Origin of the sequence: Paracoccus ferrooxidans (assembly GCF_029909815.1) — a bacterium.
Taxonomy (GTDB): Bacteria; Pseudomonadota; Alphaproteobacteria; order Rhodobacterales; family Rhodobacteraceae; genus Paracoccus; species Paracoccus versutus.
Window position 1 is genome coordinate 60,019 of the sequence record NZ_CP038202.1, and the last position, 15,727, is coordinate 75,745.

Consider the following 15,727-nt stretch of genomic DNA (forward strand, 5'->3'; position numbering starts at 1 on the left):
CGCGATTCGTGCAAATCGTTTTGTTGCCTCCGGTGCGGCGATGCTGCTAGCCTTGCCGCGAAAAGCGGCGAATGAGGACGCATTGCGCAAGCCCACCATATCGGATCTGGCCAGGGCCGCGGGGGTGTCGGTCACGACCGTTTCCCATGCCTTCAGCGGCCGCCGCCACGTCGACCCCGAGACCCGCAAGCGCATCCACGCCATCGCCGAGGAGATCGGCTATCACCCCAGCAGCATGGCGCGGGCGCTGCGCAGCGGCCGCAGCGGCACCATCGCGCTGGCCTCCTCGATGCCCTTCGCCATTGCCGCCGGGCCGTCGCGGCTGGGCTTCCTGATGGAGATCGCAGCCTCGGCCGCGATGTCGGCATTGACCCGCCAGCTGGCGCTGTGCCTGATCCCGCCGCATCCGGCGATCCGCAGCCAGGGCTCGGTCGCCTTCGACGGGGTGATCCTGGTCGAGCCCATGCGCGACGACCCGCTGGTCGCCCTGTTCGAGCAGCGCAAGATCCCCGTCGTCTCCATCGGCACCGTGCCGGGCCGGCCCGACATACCCGCCGTGAACATCCGCTCGCGGGAAACCGCGCTGCTGCTGCTGGACCATCTGGCGCAGCAGGGTTGCCGCCATGTCGCCGCGCTGGTCGGCGCGACCCCGCGCACCAGCCAGATCGAGGCCGCTGAGGCCTATCGCGCCTTCGTCGCCCGGCGCGGCCAGCAAGCCACCCTGGTCGCCCTGGACGAGGAAGAGGGCGAGGAGATCGCCTATCGCGAAACCCTGCGCCTGCTGCGCGCGGTCCCCTCGATCGACGGGATATTCGCCGCCATCGACGCCTTCGCCAGCGGCGCGGTGCGCGCGGCGCATGAGCTGGGGCTGGCGATGCCCCGGCAATTGCGCATCGCCACCCGCTATGACGGGCTGCGGGCAAAGCTGTCCGATCCGCCGCTGACCGCCCTGGACCTGCATCTTCCGGCGATCGCCGAGCAGGCGGTCCACCTGCTGCTGGACCGGATCGAGGGGACCGGCCGCACGGTCGATGCGGACCTGCCGGATCTGGTCCCCCGGCGATCCTCGGTGCCGGACTAGGCGACCGGCCCGCTCAGTTCTTGCGCAGCGCGTTCAGCAGCGCCGCGCCCAGGGCGCCCGGCTGTTCCTTGCCGGCGGGGGCGGCGGATTTCGGACCGCGCGCCGGCTGGGCCTTGGGGCCGCGCTCCTTCTGCGCATCCCTGGCGCTGGCGCCGCCGTCCTTGCGCATGGTCAGGCCGATGCGCTTGCGGGCCACGTCCACCTCGGTCACGCGCACCTTGACCACGTCGCCGACCTTCACCACCTCGTTCGGATCCTTCACGAAACGGTCGGCCAGCTGGCTGATATGCACCAGCCCGTCCTGATGCACGCCGATGTCGACGAAGGCGCCGAAGGCCGCCACATTCGTCACCGTGCCCTCCAGGGCCATGCCGGGGCGCAGGTCCTTGATATCCTCGACCCCTTCGGCAAAGCTTGCCGTGACGAAGCTCGGGCGCGGGTCGCGGCCGGGCTTTTCCAGTTCCGACAGGATGTCGCGGATGGTGGGCAGGCCGAAATGCTCATCGACAAAGGCTTCCGCACGGATGTCCTTCAGCGCCGCGCCATTGCCCATGATCTGGCGGATGTCGCGGCCGCAGGCGGCGACGATCCGGCGGGCGACGCCGTAAGCCTCGGGATGGACGGCCGAGGCGTCCAGCGGCTCCTCGCCCTCGCGGATGCGCAGGAAGCCCGCGCATTGCTCAAAGGCGCGCGGGCCAAGCCCCGTCACCTTCTTCAAGGCCGCGCGCGAGCGGAAGGCGCCCGAGGCATCGCGATGCGCGACGATGTTCTGCGCCAGCGACGGCCCCAGCCCGGCGACATGCGCCAAGAGCGGCGCCGAGGCGGTGTTCAGGTCCACCCCCACCGCGTTCACCGCATCCTCGACCACCGCCTCCAGCGTTTTCGCCAGCTGCCGCTGGTCCACGTCATGCTGATACTGGCCGACGCCGATGGATTCGGGCGGCACCTTGACCAGCTCGGCCAACGGATCCTGCAAGCGCCGGGCGATGGACACTGCACCGCGCAGCGACACGTCGAGGCCGGGGAACTCCTTGGCCGCCAGTTCCGAGGCCGAATAGACCGAGGCGCCGGCCTCGGACACGATCACCTTCACCGGCTGCTTCACCCCCTCGGGCAGGCGTTTCAGCACCTCGGCCACGAAACGCTCGGTCTCGCGGCTGGCGGTGCCATTGCCGATGGCGATCAGCTCGATCTTGTGGCGGGTGATGGCGGCGGCCAGCGCGGCTTCCGCCCCGCGCAGGTCGGATTTCGGCGGAAAGGGATAGAGCGTCGCCGTCTCGACCAGCTTGCCGGTGCCGTCCACCGCGGCCAGCTTGACCCCGGTGCGGATGCCGGGGTCAAGCCCGATGGTCGCGCGCGGCCCGGCGGGCGAGGCCAGCAGCAGGTCGCGCAGGTTGCGGGCAAAGACCCGGATCGCCTCGGCATGGGCGCGGGTGCGTAATTCGGTCAGCAGGTCGATATACATCGTGTTCGACAGCCGCACCCGCCAGCACCAGCCCGCCACCTTGCGCAGCCACCTGTCGCCCGGCTGGTCGCCCAGCCGACCCAGCGCCGAGGCGACGATGCCCTCGGCCCGCGCCGCGCCGGTTTCCGGCTCGGGCGCGATCTCGATGGTCAGCACTTCTTCCTTGGCGCCGCGCAGGATCGCCAGCGCCCGATGCGCCGGGATCGCGGCCCATTTCTCGGACTGGTCGAAATAATCGCTGAACTTGGCGCCGACCTGCTCCTTGCCCGGCACCACCTTGGCGGAAATGATCGCCTCGGCCTGCATGAATTCGCGCAGCCGGCCCAGCAGCGCCGCATTCTCGGACAGTTCCTCGACCAGGATGTCGCGCGCCCCGTCCAGCGCCGATTTCACCTCGGGCACCGCCTCGGTCAGATAGCCCGCCGCCAGCGCCTCGGGCTCGGGGCTGCGGTTCTCCTGGATGGCGCGCAGCAGCGGCTCCAGCCCGTTTTCGCGCGCGATCATCGCCTTGGTGCGGCGCTTGGGCTTGAAGGGCAGGTAGATGTCTTCCAGCGTGGCCTTGGTCTCGGCCCCGGCGATGGCGCGGGCCAGATCCTCGGTCAGCTTGCCCTGGCCGCGGATCGTATCCAGGATCGCCGCCCGCCGCGCCTCGAGTTCGCGCAGATAGGCCAGCCGTTCGGCCAGCGTGCGCAGCTGCGTGTCGTCCAGCCCGCCCGTCACCTCCTTGCGATAGCGCGCGACGAAGGGAACCGTCGCGCCCCCGTCCAAGAGGCCGGTCGCCGCCGCCACCTGGGCGGGGCTGGCGCTGATCTCGGCGGCGATGGTGCGGGCAATGCGGTCGGTCGCGTCCACGGGCGGCATCCTCTGCTGACTGGAACGCCGTCTTAGACAAAACCGGCCGCCGATCCAAGCGTCCCGGCGCCGCCGTCCCGTTCAGGACAGGCGCATCGCCGCGCGCATCCGCTTTTCGAACTGCGGGTCAAGGCGCGGCAGGCGCATGTCGCCCTTGGTCGTCTCCATCGCGCACCACAGGTTCGCGATGGCGGTCCAGTTCAGGCCCAGGGGCTCGTCGCCGGTTTCGACCAGTTGCAGCCGCCCGCCCAGCCGGCGGAAGGCCATGCCCCTCAGCAGGGCATTGGCGTGCAGCAGCACCTCGTCGGCCAGCTCGTCGTCGAACTGCGCCTCGGCCATGGCGACGAACCCCGAAGGATCGCCTTCGATGGAAAGGGTCTGCGCCTCGATCAGGTAGCTTTCGCAGATCGAGAACCCCTGCTCGCACCAGTCCGCCACCGAGCCCGAGAAGCTTCGGCTGCCGACCCCGATTCCCGGAACCTGAAGAAAGCTCAGGCAACCGTTGTCGCCAGGGGTATAATGCATGCCAGCGGCATGCGTGGCCTTGCCATTCACCAACATCACTCACCAACCAACAATAGAGATCACGCAATGACTTACAATTAAGACGATCTGTTCGGTTTAGGCCAGTTGCCCTTTAAGACAGGTTAACAATTTCTTAACAGCGGCGCGTCAATACGTTGTTTTTACTTGATTTTAATAAGCGCCCTGCGCGGCGGTGGCGAACACCCCCAGGTTGCGATGGATTCGCGGGGCCCTGTCTTTCCTTGCCGCCGGGTCATCCGGGGCCGGCGGCTTCGGCCGACCCGCGCTTGCGGCCGGCCCGCCGGGGCAGCCCCCGCGCGGGAATCAACAAAGCAGGAAAGCCCCGCCGCAAATGGGCAGGACCGTTCCTTTCGGCTTTTGGGCCTTGGATATGCCGGAAAAAAGCACGGCTGCCGCCTGCGCGGATGTGCTGGCGGCTTGACGGGCAGACCAGCCCCGCGGCTGATTGCCTGCCCTGCGGGCTGGCGCCCGGCGCTTGCTAGCCCATGTTGTCCTTCAGCTTCCCGGCGACATACCAGGTGATGGGCAAGGCGATGATCGCGCCCCCGGCGGCAGCCAGAAGGATGGCGCGCAGATCGTAAAATCCCATCGCCAGGACGATGATCACGCCGATCCCGGCGAGCGTCGTCAGGCTGATGGACAACAGAAGCATGAAAAGACGGGTCATTTCCACCCCCAGACCAGTTACCATGCCCTGTAGGGCACATCCGGCCGCGACGCGCTTTGACGGGGATCAAACTGGCCAAGGAAGAATCCGGCCCGGCTGCGCGCCCATCGCAAGGAACGCCCCCGGATCAGCCGCCACATGGGCCCGCTCGGGAAGCGGGCAGTTCATAAGGCTGTAGAGGAGATGCGCGAGAAGATCGGCGCGGCTCTGTTGCATAACTCAGGTGATGGGCGCGGTTACCCCCTCCCCGGACAGACTTATCCTACAGCTTCCGTGACCGGGATGCCGAGCGCGGTGTAGCCGTTCAGGACGGCGATGCGGATCTGGAACTCGGCGACCTGACGGTCGAAGTCCCTTGCCATGAGCCGCTGGCCCAGCAGTTTGACACAATGCATCTTCGTCTCGATGCGGCTCCGGCGGTGGTATCCACTCCATCGTCGCCACAGGGTGCGGCCGAGATACCTGGACGCCCGGAGGGCCTCGTTGCGCGCGACGGCTCCAGCGGTGATGGTCTTCCAGGTCTTCGCGTTCCTGCGCGGTGGGATGACGGCATGGGCTCCGCGATCTGCAATCGCATCGTGGCACTTGCGCGTGTCGTAGGCGCCATCTGCCGTGACGCTACCGATTTCCTGGTCCTCCGGGATCTGGTCGAGAAGGTCAGGTAGGATCGGCGCATCGCCGACGTTGCTCCCGGTGATCTCGACAGCCCGGATCTCTAGCGTTTCCTCGTCGATCCCAAGGTGGATCTTGCGCCAGACCCGCCGTTTGGGGCCACCATGCTTGCGAGCGTGCCACTCGCCTTCGCCCTCGACCTTGATTCCTGTGCTGTCGATCAGCAGGTGCAGCGGCCCTTTGGAGCCGCGATACGGGATGTTCACAGCCAAGGTCTTCTGGCGGCGGGACAGTGTGCTGAAGTCAGGCACCGTCCAGTCGAGGCCAACCAGACGCAGCAGGCTCTCGACGAACCCGGTCGTCTGCCGGAGCGCCATGCCGAATAGCACCTTCATCGTCAGGCAGCTCTGAATGGCAGTATCGCTGTAGGTCTGCTGGCGGCCACGCCTCCCCGTCGGCACGGCATCCCAGCTCATCTCGGGGTCGAACCAGATCGTCAGCGAGCCCCGGCGCTTGAGCGCTTCATTGTAGGCTGGCCAGTTTCTGGTCCTGTAGGTTGGCGGTGTGGGTCTGCTCATACATCACAGCTACCACCCTGGATTCACGATCTGAATCCCTGACGGGATTTGTGCAACAGAGCCAATCCTATGGCTGGCGCACATGTTGGGGCTTTAGCAGCACCTATGCCACAGGTTGAAGCGCCTCGGCAGCCGTCGCGCCCCTGTAAAGGCGATAATGGATTGTGACGGGTTTTAACCCGAGGCGCTGCGACCAGTCCTTTACGGTTCTGGTTTCGCCGTTATAGGTAATCCACCGGGGTTGCCTGTCTTTCCGCACGGTATGTCTCTTATCGGCTGAAAGGGCTTCCTCGATAGATGCGCCATTCTTGAGCCGAATGCGAATGGTATCAGGTTGAAGGTTGAGGCGATCAGCCCATTCGCTAATGGTGAGGGTTTCGCCTTGGTGGGTCAGCGTCTTTCCTTGGCGGCTTGGCTTTTTCCTTGCGCTGAATAGCTGCTCAATTGTCGGCGCGGCGGCAATCTGCTTCTGCATCCGCTCGATAACAGAATGCATATCCAGACCGACAAGGGCGCAGACCTCGGCTAGGTCATGTTGACAAATGGCGGAGCCAGAGGCGGATCGACGTGATGTCGATGAAGCCCAGGAAGCTTTCGGCGGTCTTGTCGTAGCGGGTGGCGACGCGACGGGCATTCTTGAGCTTGTTGAAGCACCGCTCAACGAGATTGCGCAGGCGGTAGAGCCTGCGGTCAACGGCGACCCGTAGCTTCCGGGTTTTGCGCATGGGGATGACCGGCACCACGTCGCGCACCTCCATGGTCTTGCGGATGTTGTCGGAGTCGTAGCCGCGGTCTGCGAGCAGAACGCTTGGCTCGGGCAGGTTGTCAGCCATGACCAGATCGAAGCCGAGGTAGTCCGATGTCTGCCCGGCCGTGATCTCGGTTCTCATGGGCAGGCCTGCCGCATTGACCCGCAGATGGATCTTGGTCGTGAAGCCACCTCGCGAGCGGCCGAAACCTTGGCGCGGAGTCCCCCTTTTGCGCCCGCTGCCTGATGATGAGCGCGAACCACGGTGCTGTCGATCATCTGCAGCGCATCCGGCACGATCCGGCTCTCGTTCAGCGCCTCCAGGATCTGTTCCCACAGCCCCGCCAACGTCCAGCGCCGGAACTGCCGATAGACAGACGACCATTTGCCGAACTCTTCCGGCAGGTCGCGCCAGGGCGACCCCGTTCGGGCGATCCAGAAAATCCCATCCAGAACAAGCCGATGGTTCGTGGGCTTGCGGCCGTTCGGAGAACGGACAGCCAGGATGAAGCGTTCAAAGAACGCCCACTCGTCGTTCGACATCAGGTTTCGTGCCACGCTGGTCTCCATTGCAGATACCAGCTTGAATCACGATCACCGCGCCCGGTGAATCCCTTTTGTCAACACGCCCTAGATCGGCGCTTGGTGTCGTGAGGTAGTTGCGGGCGTCCTCAGTCATGCGCTGGCGCGTGGCCCTATTCCCAAATCTGTGAACCGGCGTGCAAAATTGACCCCGTAACGGGGTAATCGGCTTCCAAAAATGACCCCCCTTACGCTGATGGTCATGATGCCTCCGAGGCTATCGGGGGGCACAGTGTGGGATGCTGGTTGTGGAGACGATTGCGAAGATCCGCCGGGCGTATTTCCAGGACAAGAAGTCGATCAAGCATATCTGCCGAGAGCTGCGGGTATCGCGGAACACGGTTCGGAAGGTGATCCGGTCCGGCGCAACGGAGATGACTTACGAGCGAACCGTCCAACCGCAGCCGAAGATCGGTCCCTGGAAAGGCAAGCTCGACGAGATGCTGGCGGCGAATGCGCGCAAGCCGAAGCGCGAGCGGCTGACCCGCATCCGGATTTTCGAAGAGCTCAGGGCCCTCGGATATGACGGCGGCTACGACGCGGTCCGACGCTATGCGGCTTCGTGGTCGCAGGCGGAGCAGGAAGCGTCAGCCGCCGCCTATGTGCCACTGAGCTTCGATCCGGGTGAAGCCTACCAGTTCGACTGGAGTCACGAGGTCGTTCTGATCGACGGCGTGACCACCACGGTGAAGGTGGCTCACGTCCGGCTTTGTCATAGCCGGATGCTGTTCGTCCGGGCCTACCCGCGAGAGACGCAGGAAATGGTGTTCGATGCCCATGACAAGGCCTTTGCCTTCTTCGGCGGCGCCTGTGCGCGTGGGATCTACGACAACATGAAGACGGCGGTGGACACGATCTTCGTCGGCCGCGACCGCGCGTATAATCGCCGGTTCCAGCAGATGTGCGGACACTACCTTGTCGATCCCGTCGCCTGCACCCCCGCGTCCGGCTGGGAGAAGGGACAAGTAGAGAACCAGGTTGGCGTTGTCCGGCGGCGGTTCTTCGTGCCGCGGCCGCGCTTCAAGAGCTACGCGGAACTCAACGCCTGGCTTCAGGATCGCTGTATTGCCTGGGCCAAGGCCCATCCGCACCAGGAATTGCGTGATCGGACAATCTGGGACGTGTTCCAGGATGAGCGGGCGAGCCTGGTGCCCTACGTCGGCCCTTTCGACGGATTCCATGCCGTGCCGGCCTCGGTGTCCAAGACCTGCCTCGTTAGGTTCGACAAGAACCGCTACTCGGTCGATGGTCGCGCCGTCGGCCGTCCGGTCGAGATCCGCGCCTATGCCGAGCGGGTCGAGGTCTGGCAGGACGGCAAGATCGTCGGCCGGCACGACCGCGCCTTCGGGCGCGACAAGGCCATCTATGACCCGCTGCACTACATCCCGGTGCTGGCCCGCAAGCCCGGCGCCCTTCGAAACGGCGCTCCCTTCAAGGAATGGGAACTGCCGCCGGCGATACGACGCGTCCAGCGTAAGCTGGGGCGCGTGCCGAACGGTGACCGTCAGATGGTCCAGATCCTGAGCATGATCCCAACGGATGGACTGGAAGCCGTCGAGGCTGCCTGCGTCGAGGCCCTGACCGAAGGCGCCCCGGCGGCATCGGTCGTTCTGAACATCCTGGCCCGACATCGCGAGCCACCACCTCCGTTGACCATCGCCACGCCGGACGCGTTGCGCCTGACCTGCGAGCCCGTGGCCGACTGCAAACGCTACGACAGCCTCAGGAGACCCCGCCATGGAAAGATCACAGGTGCTGGACGCGATGGGCCAGTTGAAGCTCTACGGCATGAAGGCCGCCTACGATGAGATCATCGCCACGGCGGTGAAGCGACAGCACGAACCGCAGCAAATCGTGGGCGACCTGCTGAACGCCGAGATCAGCGAGAAACAAGCTCGCTCGATCAAATACCAGATGACCATCGCCAAGCTGCCCTTGGCCAAGGAAGTCGACGAGTTCAGCTTCGAAGACACGCCCGTAAACGAAACGCTGGTGCGCGATCTGGCCTCCGGAGAGTTCCTCGAGCATCAGCGTAACGTCGTCCTCATCGGCGGCACCGGGACCGGCAAATCCCACCTTGCCGTCAGCATCGCCCGGGCCTGCATCCGCCGTGGCAAGCGCGGCCGCTTCTTCAACGTCGTGGACCTGGTGAACAAGCTGGACGCCGAAGCCCGCGCCGACCGACAGGGACGCACTGCGGATCTCCTGTGCCGCCTCGACTTCCTGATCCTCGACGAGTTGGGATATCTGCCGTTCGCCCAGACGGGTGGCCAGCTCCTGTTCCACCTCATCAGTCGCCTTTACGAACGCACCTCGATCATCGTGACGACGAACCTCGACTTCGGCGAATGGCCGACCGTCTTCGGAGACGCGAAGATGACAACGGCGCTCCTCGACCGACTGACCCATCACTGTGACATCGTCGAGACCGGCAACGAGAGCTGGCGCTTCAAGACGCGGGAATGACCGAGACGCCGCTGGCCCAGCAGTTTGACACAATGCATCTTCGTCTCGATGCGGCTCCGGCGGTGGTATCCACTCCATCGTCGCCACAGGGTGCGGCCGAGATACCTGGACGCCCGGAGGGCCTCGTTGCGCGCGACGGCTCCAGCGGTGATGGTCTTCCAGGTCTTCGCGTTCCTGCGCGGTGGGATGACGGCATGGGCTCCGCGATCTGCAATCGCATCGTGGCACTTGCGCGTGTCGTAGGCGCCATCTGCCGTGACGCTACCGATTTCCTGGTCCTCCGGGATCTGGTCGAGAAGGTCAGGTAGGATCGGCGCATCGCCGACGTTGCTCCCGGTGATCTCGACAGCCCGGATCTCTAGCGTTTCCTCGTCGATCCCAAGGTGGATCTTGCGCCAGACCCGCCGTTTGGGGCCACCATGCTTGCGAGCGTGCCACTCGCCTTCGCCCTCGACCTTGATTCCTGTGCTGTCGATCAGCAGGTGCAGCGGCCCTTTGGAGCCGCGATACGGGATGTTCACAGCCAAGGTCTTCTGGCGGCGGGACAGTGTGCTGAAGTCAGGCACCGTCCAGTCGAGGCCAACCAGACGCAGCAGGCTCTCGACGAACCCGGTCGTCTGCCGGAGCGCCATGCCGAATAGCACCTTCATCGTCAGGCAGCTCTGAATGGCAGTATCGCTGTAGGTCTGCTGGCGGCCACGCCTCCCCGTCGGCACGGCATCCCAGCTCATCTCGGGGTCGAACCAGATCGTCAGCGAGCCCCGGCGCTTGAGCGCTTCATTGTAGGCTGGCCAGTTTCTGGTCCTGTAGGTTGGCGGTGTGGGTCTGCTCATACATCACAGCTACCACCCTGGATTCACGATCTGAATCCCTGACGGGATTTGTGCAACAGAGCCCCAGGACATAAGGTCTTTGCGCGTTACCTTGCGGGCGTCGCTATGTCCGAGAAATTTTCGCAAGCTCTCGATCACAGGGCGCTGACGCCGCCCGCCGTCCTTCATGAATCCTGCCGTGGTGCGGGCTTTCACATAGTCATTCCAGAGTTTCGCAAGGCTCACCGGCTCGGGTTCGTCCTCGGGCGGCTTGGCGTTGACCAGCAGGGGCGTAGAGGGCTGGCCGGTAAAGTCGCCCTCGTCGCGCTCCACGACGCGCGCCAGAGCCTCTAGCTCGGCGCTACAGAGGGCGCGGGCGATGGTGCGCCATTCATCCGAACCAGGTTCAGCGTCGAAGTTCCCAGCAGCGCGGAAACGCTCGATCCGCGCGCTCATGAGGTCGACCAGTTCCTGATCGGACAGCCGCCCGGCCACGCCCGCCCGCAGTCGCTCAACATAGCCGTCATCAATCCCGATGGTTGAGACAACAGCGTATGACGGGCTGTTGCGCATCTGGTCGTCAAACGCGAGACGTTGCTGGTAGTGCGAAAGCGCGATCTGATCCGGGGCGAGGGGATAGCGCGCTGGGGCGGCGGGGCTGTTGGCCGGTGCCGCCTTCCGCTCCGCCTGGGCGATCTGGTGCTGTAGATGCGCCACCGCGCCCGGCAGCAGCTTCATTGCGGTCCTGCGATCCGGCCCAAGGGGTGCCCGCAGTTCGGTCTTGCCGACAATGGGTCGAAGGTCTTTCGGCACCACCAGCCGGGCGAAGAATCTGCCGGATCGGTTCAAGAGGTATCGTTGTGCGCCAGCCATGCCGCCCGTCCACTTTGTAACAGAGTTTGTAACAGTAGAACGGACTAAGCCCAGCAAAACAAGGAATTTCTAGCGTTTGCTGGGCTTTTTATGGTGCGGGTGGAGGGACTTGAACCCCCACGCCTTGCGGCGCCAGAACCTAAATCTGGTGCGTCTGCCAATTTCGCCACACCCGCAATGGCGCGCTGTCTAGCAAAGCCACTGCCCACATGCGAGGGGTAATTTCAGACTCCCATCCCACGCAGCACGGCGGGCAGCGCCTCGGGCAGATCGTCGGCGATCAGACCGGGACCGAAGCGACGCGCCGCCTCGGCATGAAGCTGGGCGCCGGTTGCCGCCGCCTCCAGCCCCGGCAGGCCGCGGGCCAGAAGGCCGGCGATGATCCCCGCCAGCACATCGCCCGCGCCCGCCGTCGCCAGCCAGGGCACGTCGAAGGCGGAATGGATGCAAGCCCGCCCGTCGGGGGCGGCGATCACCGTGTCGGGGCCCTTCAGCAGCACGACGGCGCCGCTGCGCGCGGCCGCGTCGCGGGCGGCGTCGAGCCGCGAATAAAGCGGGCCGCGCATTTTTGCCAATTCCTCGCGATAGGCCGCATGTTCCGCCAGGAACCGCGCCATCCGCGCCGGATCGGGCGCATGGGCGGCGCCGGTCCCCGCAGGCGCAGGCGGATGGTCAAGGCGCGCGGCAAGATCGGGAAAGACGCGCCCGAACTCGCCCGCATGGGGGGTCAGCACGCAGTTCTCGTGCAGCACCGCCATCAGGCCGGGGTCGCGGGACAGGGCGGTCAGCGCATCGGCATCCAGCACCGTCGCCCGCCCCGCGCCCAGGATCGCGGGCAGCAGCACCGCCGCGCGCTCGACCCCGCAGCCGGGACCGATGCAGAGCGCGTTGATCCGGCGGTCCGCCAGCATGTCCTGCAGCCCGGCCGGATCGTCGATTCCCCGGCGCATCAGCGCATCGGGCGGGCCGGCATGGGCCGGCAGGGCCTCGGCCGGCGGCGCAAGCGTCACCAGGCCCGCGCCGATGCGCAGGGCGGCGCGGGCCGACAGGCGCCCCGCCCCACCCCTGCCCGGCCCGCCGGCAACGACCAGCGCATGGCCGTGGCTGAACTTGTGGGGATGCGAGGACGACCGCTTGGCAAGCCGGTCGGCCAGCACCGTGCCAGACCGGGCGTCGGGAATATCGAACGGGGGCCAGATGCCGGTCAGCCGGGCGGGCCGGAACCCGCGGCCGTCGATGTTGCGCTCTCTCCAATGCCGCAGGCCGATGTCGGCGACGACCAGCTCGCCGCAGCATTCCGGCCCGCGTTCCAGCAGATGCCCCGGCTTGGGGCTGTCGAAGGCAACGGTCAGCCGGGCGCGCAGGTCGAAATCGCCGGGCTCGCGCGGCCGGCCGGGAAAGGCGCCGCTGTCGAGGCACAATCCGCTGGGGCAGTCCACCGCCACCAGCCGTTCGCGGAAGAACGCCCAATCGCCGCCCGAGCCGCCCAGATGATCCAGGATCGCGGCGATCTCGCCCTCGGGCGCGCGGGTCAGGCCGGTGCCGAAGATCGCGTCCACATAGACATCCGCATCGGGGCCCTCGCGCAGGGCGTCCTCGGTCAGGGGCAGGATCGGGCCCAACGCCCGCCATTCGGCCTTCATCCGGGCCGCATCCGCGCCGGCGGCATTGTCCATGCCCAGCACCCGCAGCTGCCAGCCCGCCCGGTGCAGGTGCCGCGCGACCACATAGCCGTCGCCGCCGTTGTTGCCCGGCCCGCACAGCACCACCGCCAGGCCCGCCTTGGGCCAGCGCAGCCGGATCTGCCCGGCGACGGCGCAGCCGGCACGCTCCATCAACTCTGCGCCCGTGACCCGGCCGCTGGTCATCGCGGCAGATTCGATGGCGCGCATTTGAGCGGTCGTCAGGATTTCGGTGCCGTGAAACATGGTGACTGCCTAAATTATCATCTCTCTGCACGAAATATACGCATATCGGCCGGGCAAATGCGATCGGCCGCATGATCCTGGCCCTGCCCCATTTACCCGCATCATCAAACCCGCCAATCAGGTCGCAGGCAAGTCGCGAGAGAAGGATCAGGCGATGAAGAAAGTCGAAGCCATCATCAAGCCCTTCAAACTGGACGATGTGAAAGAGGCACTTCAGGAAGTCGGCGTCCAGGGCCTCTCGGTCACCGAGGTCAAGGGCTTTGGCCGGCAGAAGGGCCATACCGAGCTTTATCGCGGCGCGGAATATGTCGTGGACTTCCTGCCCAAGGTGAAGATCGAGATGGTGCTGCCCGACGACCTGGTCGAGGCCGCCGTCGACGCCATCATCTCGGCCGCGCGCACCGAGAAGATCGGCGACGGCAAGATCTTCATCATCCCGGTCGAACAGGCCATCCGCATCCGCACCGGCGAGACCGGCGACGACGCGGTCTGATCCCGCCCGACCCGCAACAAGAAACCGATGACCCCAGCCCCGCGGCGGCGCCGGGCAGACTGATGGAGGAAGGATCCCAATGACAGTCAAGGACGTTCTGGATCTGATGAAGACGGAAGAGGTCGAATATGTCGACGTCCGCTTCACCGATCCCAAGGGCAAGTTGCAGCACGTGACGCTGGTCGCCGACCTGGTGGACGAGGACTTCTTCGAGGAAGGCTTCATGTTCGACGGCTCCTCGATCGCCGGCTGGAAGTCCATCGACCAGTCCGACATGAAGCTGATGCCGGACGCCTCCTCGGCCTATATCGACCCGTTCTATGCCGAAAAGACCCTCTGCGTGCATTGCAACGTGGTCGAGCCCGACACGGGCGAGCCCTATGCCCGCGACCCGCGCGGCACCGCGCTGAAGGCCGAGGCCTATCTGAAATCCAGCGGAATCGGCGATGCGGCCTATTTCGGCCCCGAGGCCGAGTTCTTCCTGTTCGACGACGTGCGCTATTCGGTCACGCCGCAGAAGGTCTCGTTCGAACTCGACTCGGTCGATGCCGCCTGGAACACCGACACCGTCTACGAGGACGGCAACCTCGCCCATCGCGCGGCCCACAAGGGCGGCTATTTCCCGGTGAACCCGGTCGACGCCGCCCAGGACATCCGCGGCGAGATGCTGTCGACCATGAAGCGCATGGGCATCAAGGTCGACAAGCACCACCACGAGGTCGCCACCGCCCAGCACGAGCTGGGGATGATCTTCGGCGGGCTGGTCGAGCAGGCCGACAACATCCAGAAATACAAATACGTCATCCACAACGTCGCCGCCGCCTATGGCAAGACCGCGACCTTCATGCCCAAGCCGATGAAGGGCGACAACGGCTCCGGGATGCACGTGAACATGTCGATCTGGAAGGACGGCAAGCCGCTGTTTGCCGGCGACAAATATGCCGACCTGTCGCAAGAGGCGCTGTGGTTCATCGGCGGGGTGCTCAAGCACGCCAAGGCGCTGAACGCGTTGACCAACCCCGCGACCAACAGCTACAAGCGGCTGATCCCCGGCTTCGAGGCCCCGGTGCTGCGCGCCTATTCCGCCCGCAACCGCTCGGGCTGCGTGCGCATTCCGTGGACCGAGTCGCCCAAGGCCAAGCGCGTCGAGGCCCGCTTCCCCGATCCGGCGGCGAACCCCTACCTGGCCTTTGCGGCGCTGCTGATGGCCGGCCTTGACGGCATCAAGAACAAGATCGACCCCGGCCCGGCCTCGGACAAGGATCTCTACGACCTGCCGCCGGAAGAGCTGGCCGAGATCCCGACCGTCTGCGGCAGCCTGCGCGAGGCGCTGGAAGAGCTGGAGAAGGACATGGACTTCCTGCTGGCCGGCGACGTCTTCACCCGCGACCAATTGGAAGGCTACATCAAGCTGAAATGGGAAGAGGTCTATGCCTATGAGCATACCCCCCATCCCATCGAATATGCGATGTATTACAGCTGCTGAGCCGCAGCCCGGAACGAACCGGAAAGCCGCCCTTCGGGGCGGCTTTTTCATTTCCCGATCCGGGAAACCGGCGATCCGGCGCCGCGGGTCGGCAGGCTCTGGAACCCCGCAGTTCCAAGGGCGGGGGCGGGCCAGAGCCACGATCGCCTCAGCACAGCAGCAACGTCTTGCTGGAGCCCAGGGCCGCGACAGCGCGGCGCGCCGTTGCTTCCGAAAGGATTGCACGGCAGATCCGCATCACGGCAAAGCCAAGCCACCCAACGGCCGGACGTATCGCCCGATTTCCGCGCCGCCAGCCCGTCCCTGCGGCGCTTGTCGATAAGGGCGGGCCGGGGGCCGGCCCGGCTGATCGACCGCAGATGCCGGAACATTCGGCGCCCTGCACCGGGGGCAATCGGTAATTAGTTCAATTTGTCTGCAAAATGGATGGAAATCCGAACGCGAAACCGGCTACAGTGATCCTGTGCCAGACGCATGGCGTTTTGGTTGCAAGACGTGCGGTCATCCGTCCTCTGGGGTCGGCGGATGGCTGGTTTCC

14 protein-coding genes and 1 tRNA gene are annotated in these 15,727 nt (G+C 65.6%); 5 read left to right on the forward strand and 10 right to left on the reverse strand.

The window, feature by feature from the left end; all coding sequences use genetic code 11:
* Positions 1 to 82 precede the first annotated feature (82 nt).
* Positions 83 to 1,081 carry a LacI family DNA-binding transcriptional regulator gene (locus E3U26_RS17340; protein WP_449043609.1) on the forward strand — a complete coding sequence of 333 codons (999 nt, stop codon included), beginning with the start codon at positions 83 to 85 and terminating at the stop codon, positions 1,079 to 1,081.
* Between the two features lie 13 nt (positions 1,082 to 1,094).
* Here the strand turns inward: E3U26_RS17340 and E3U26_RS17345 are convergent, their stop codons facing one another.
* From E3U26_RS17345 to E3U26_RS17370, 6 genes are all read right to left on the reverse strand, one after another.
* Positions 1,095 to 3,407, reverse strand: a complete 2,313-nt coding sequence (locus E3U26_RS17345; RefSeq protein WP_499106988.1) for a Tex family protein — start codon at positions 3,405 to 3,407, stop codon at positions 1,095 to 1,097.
* Between the two features lie 72 nt (positions 3,408 to 3,479).
* Positions 3,480 to 3,923 carry a hypothetical protein gene (locus E3U26_RS17350; RefSeq protein ID WP_240540498.1) on the reverse strand — a complete coding sequence of 148 codons (444 nt, stop codon included), beginning with the start codon at positions 3,921 to 3,923 and terminating at the stop codon, positions 3,480 to 3,482.
* Positions 3,924 to 4,422: 499 nt separating this feature from the next.
* The gene (locus E3U26_RS17355; RefSeq protein ID WP_114537608.1) at positions 4,423 to 4,611 is read right to left on the reverse strand and encodes a hypothetical protein; all 189 of its coding nucleotides are present in this window, start codon (positions 4,609 to 4,611) and stop codon (positions 4,423 to 4,425) included.
* A gap of 257 nt (positions 4,612 to 4,868) precedes the next feature.
* Positions 4,869 to 5,801 carry an IS5 family transposase gene (locus tag E3U26_RS17360; RefSeq protein ID WP_179921185.1) on the reverse strand — a complete coding sequence of 311 codons (933 nt, stop codon included), beginning with the start codon at positions 5,799 to 5,801 and terminating at the stop codon, positions 4,869 to 4,871.
* A gap of 103 nt (positions 5,802 to 5,904) precedes the next feature.
* Positions 5,905 to 6,297: a hypothetical protein gene (locus E3U26_RS17365; protein WP_499106990.1), complete on the reverse strand. Its 393-nt coding sequence runs from the start codon at positions 6,295 to 6,297 to the stop codon at positions 5,905 to 5,907.
* Between the two features lie 34 nt (positions 6,298 to 6,331).
* A protein-coding gene (locus E3U26_RS17370) for an IS5-like element ISPme2 family transposase (RefSeq protein ID WP_088238952.1) occupies positions 6,332 to 7,119 on the reverse strand; the annotation gives its coding sequence in 2 pieces (ribosomal slippage) (positions 6,332 to 6,783 and positions 6,783 to 7,119; 789 coding nt in all).
* 251 nt (positions 7,120 to 7,370) lie between these two features.
* Here E3U26_RS17370 and istA point away from each other — a divergent pair.
* Positions 7,371 to 8,939, forward strand: a complete 1,569-nt coding sequence (istA, locus tag E3U26_RS17375; RefSeq protein ID WP_028717560.1) for an IS21 family transposase — start codon at positions 7,371 to 7,373, stop codon at positions 8,937 to 8,939.
* Positions 8,869 to 9,597, forward strand: coding sequence for an IS21-like element ISPkr1 family helper ATPase IstB (gene istB, locus E3U26_RS17380; RefSeq protein ID WP_024843951.1), 729 nt, complete (start codon positions 8,869 to 8,871; stop codon positions 9,595 to 9,597). The genes istA and istB overlap by 71 nt, the downstream gene beginning before the upstream one ends.
* Here the strand turns inward: istB and E3U26_RS17385 are convergent.
* The 4 genes from E3U26_RS17385 to E3U26_RS17400 all read right to left on the reverse strand — a co-directional run bounded on the left by E3U26_RS17385 (position 9,540) and on the right by E3U26_RS17400 (position 13,210).
* Entirely contained in the window at positions 9,540 to 10,430 is an 891-nt protein-coding gene (locus tag E3U26_RS17385; RefSeq protein WP_499106992.1) for an IS5 family transposase, read from the reverse strand. The two genes, istB and E3U26_RS17385, sit on opposite strands and share 58 nt — an antisense overlap.
* 9 nt (positions 10,431 to 10,439) lie before the next feature.
* Positions 10,440 to 11,282: a DUF6538 domain-containing protein gene (locus E3U26_RS17390; protein ID WP_499106994.1), complete on the reverse strand. Its 843-nt coding sequence runs from the start codon at positions 11,280 to 11,282 to the stop codon at positions 10,440 to 10,442.
* Positions 11,283 to 11,373: 91 nt separating this feature from the next.
* Positions 11,374 to 11,458 (reverse strand) — tRNA-Leu (locus E3U26_RS17395).
* Between the two features lie 48 nt (positions 11,459 to 11,506).
* Positions 11,507 to 13,210: a bifunctional ADP-dependent NAD(P)H-hydrate dehydratase/NAD(P)H-hydrate epimerase gene (locus E3U26_RS17400; RefSeq protein ID WP_499106996.1), complete on the reverse strand. Its 1,704-nt coding sequence runs from the start codon at positions 13,208 to 13,210 to the stop codon at positions 11,507 to 11,509.
* Between the two features lie 154 nt (positions 13,211 to 13,364).
* On the opposite strand from E3U26_RS17400, the gene E3U26_RS17405 reads away from it, so the two are divergent.
* Together E3U26_RS17405 and glnA are read left to right on the forward strand one after the other, a co-directional pair.
* Positions 13,365 to 13,703, forward strand: a complete 339-nt coding sequence (locus tag E3U26_RS17405; protein WP_036760069.1) for a P-II family nitrogen regulator — start codon at positions 13,365 to 13,367, stop codon at positions 13,701 to 13,703.
* A 79-nt stretch (positions 13,704 to 13,782) separates the two neighbouring features.
* Positions 13,783 to 15,189 carry a type I glutamate--ammonia ligase gene (glnA, locus tag E3U26_RS17410; RefSeq protein ID WP_036760071.1) on the forward strand — a complete coding sequence of 469 codons (1,407 nt, stop codon included), beginning with the start codon at positions 13,783 to 13,785 and terminating at the stop codon, positions 15,187 to 15,189.
* Positions 15,190 to 15,727 lie beyond the last annotated feature (538 nt).

Bases quoted from the DNA above. Each gene is read 5' to 3' on its own strand.
- E3U26_RS17360 (WP_179921185.1), bottom strand. From the start codon at position 5,801: ATGAGCAGACCCACACCGCCAACCTACAGGACCAGAAACTGGCCAGCC.
- E3U26_RS17355 (WP_114537608.1), bottom strand. From the start codon at position 4,611: ATGACCCGTCTTTTCATGCTTCTGTTGTCCATCAGCCTGACGACGCTC.
- E3U26_RS17400 (WP_499106996.1), bottom strand. From the start codon at position 13,210: ATGTTTCACGGCACCGAAATCCTGACGACCGCTCAAATGCGCGCCATC.
- glnA (WP_036760071.1), top strand. From the start codon at position 13,783: ATGACAGTCAAGGACGTTCTGGATCTGATGAAGACGGAAGAGGTCGAA.
- E3U26_RS17385 (WP_499106992.1), bottom strand. From the start codon at position 10,430: ATGAGCAGACCCACACCGCCAACCTACAGGACCAGAAACTGGCCAGCC.
- istB (WP_024843951.1), top strand. From the start codon at position 8,869: ATGGAAAGATCACAGGTGCTGGACGCGATGGGCCAGTTGAAGCTCTAC.
- E3U26_RS17365 (WP_499106990.1), bottom strand. From the start codon at position 6,297: ATGCATTCTGTTATCGAGCGGATGCAGAAGCAGATTGCCGCCGCGCCG.
- E3U26_RS17345 (WP_499106988.1), bottom strand. From the start codon at position 3,407: ATGCCGCCCGTGGACGCGACCGACCGCATTGCCCGCACCATCGCCGCC.
- istA (WP_028717560.1), top strand. From the start codon at position 7,371: ATGCTGGTTGTGGAGACGATTGCGAAGATCCGCCGGGCGTATTTCCAG.
- E3U26_RS17405 (WP_036760069.1), top strand. From the start codon at position 13,365: ATGAAGAAAGTCGAAGCCATCATCAAGCCCTTCAAACTGGACGATGTG.
- E3U26_RS17350 (WP_240540498.1), bottom strand. From the start codon at position 3,923: ATGCATTATACCCCTGGCGACAACGGTTGCCTGAGCTTTCTTCAGGTT.
- E3U26_RS17390 (WP_499106994.1), bottom strand. From the start codon at position 11,282: ATGGCTGGCGCACAACGATACCTCTTGAACCGATCCGGCAGATTCTTC.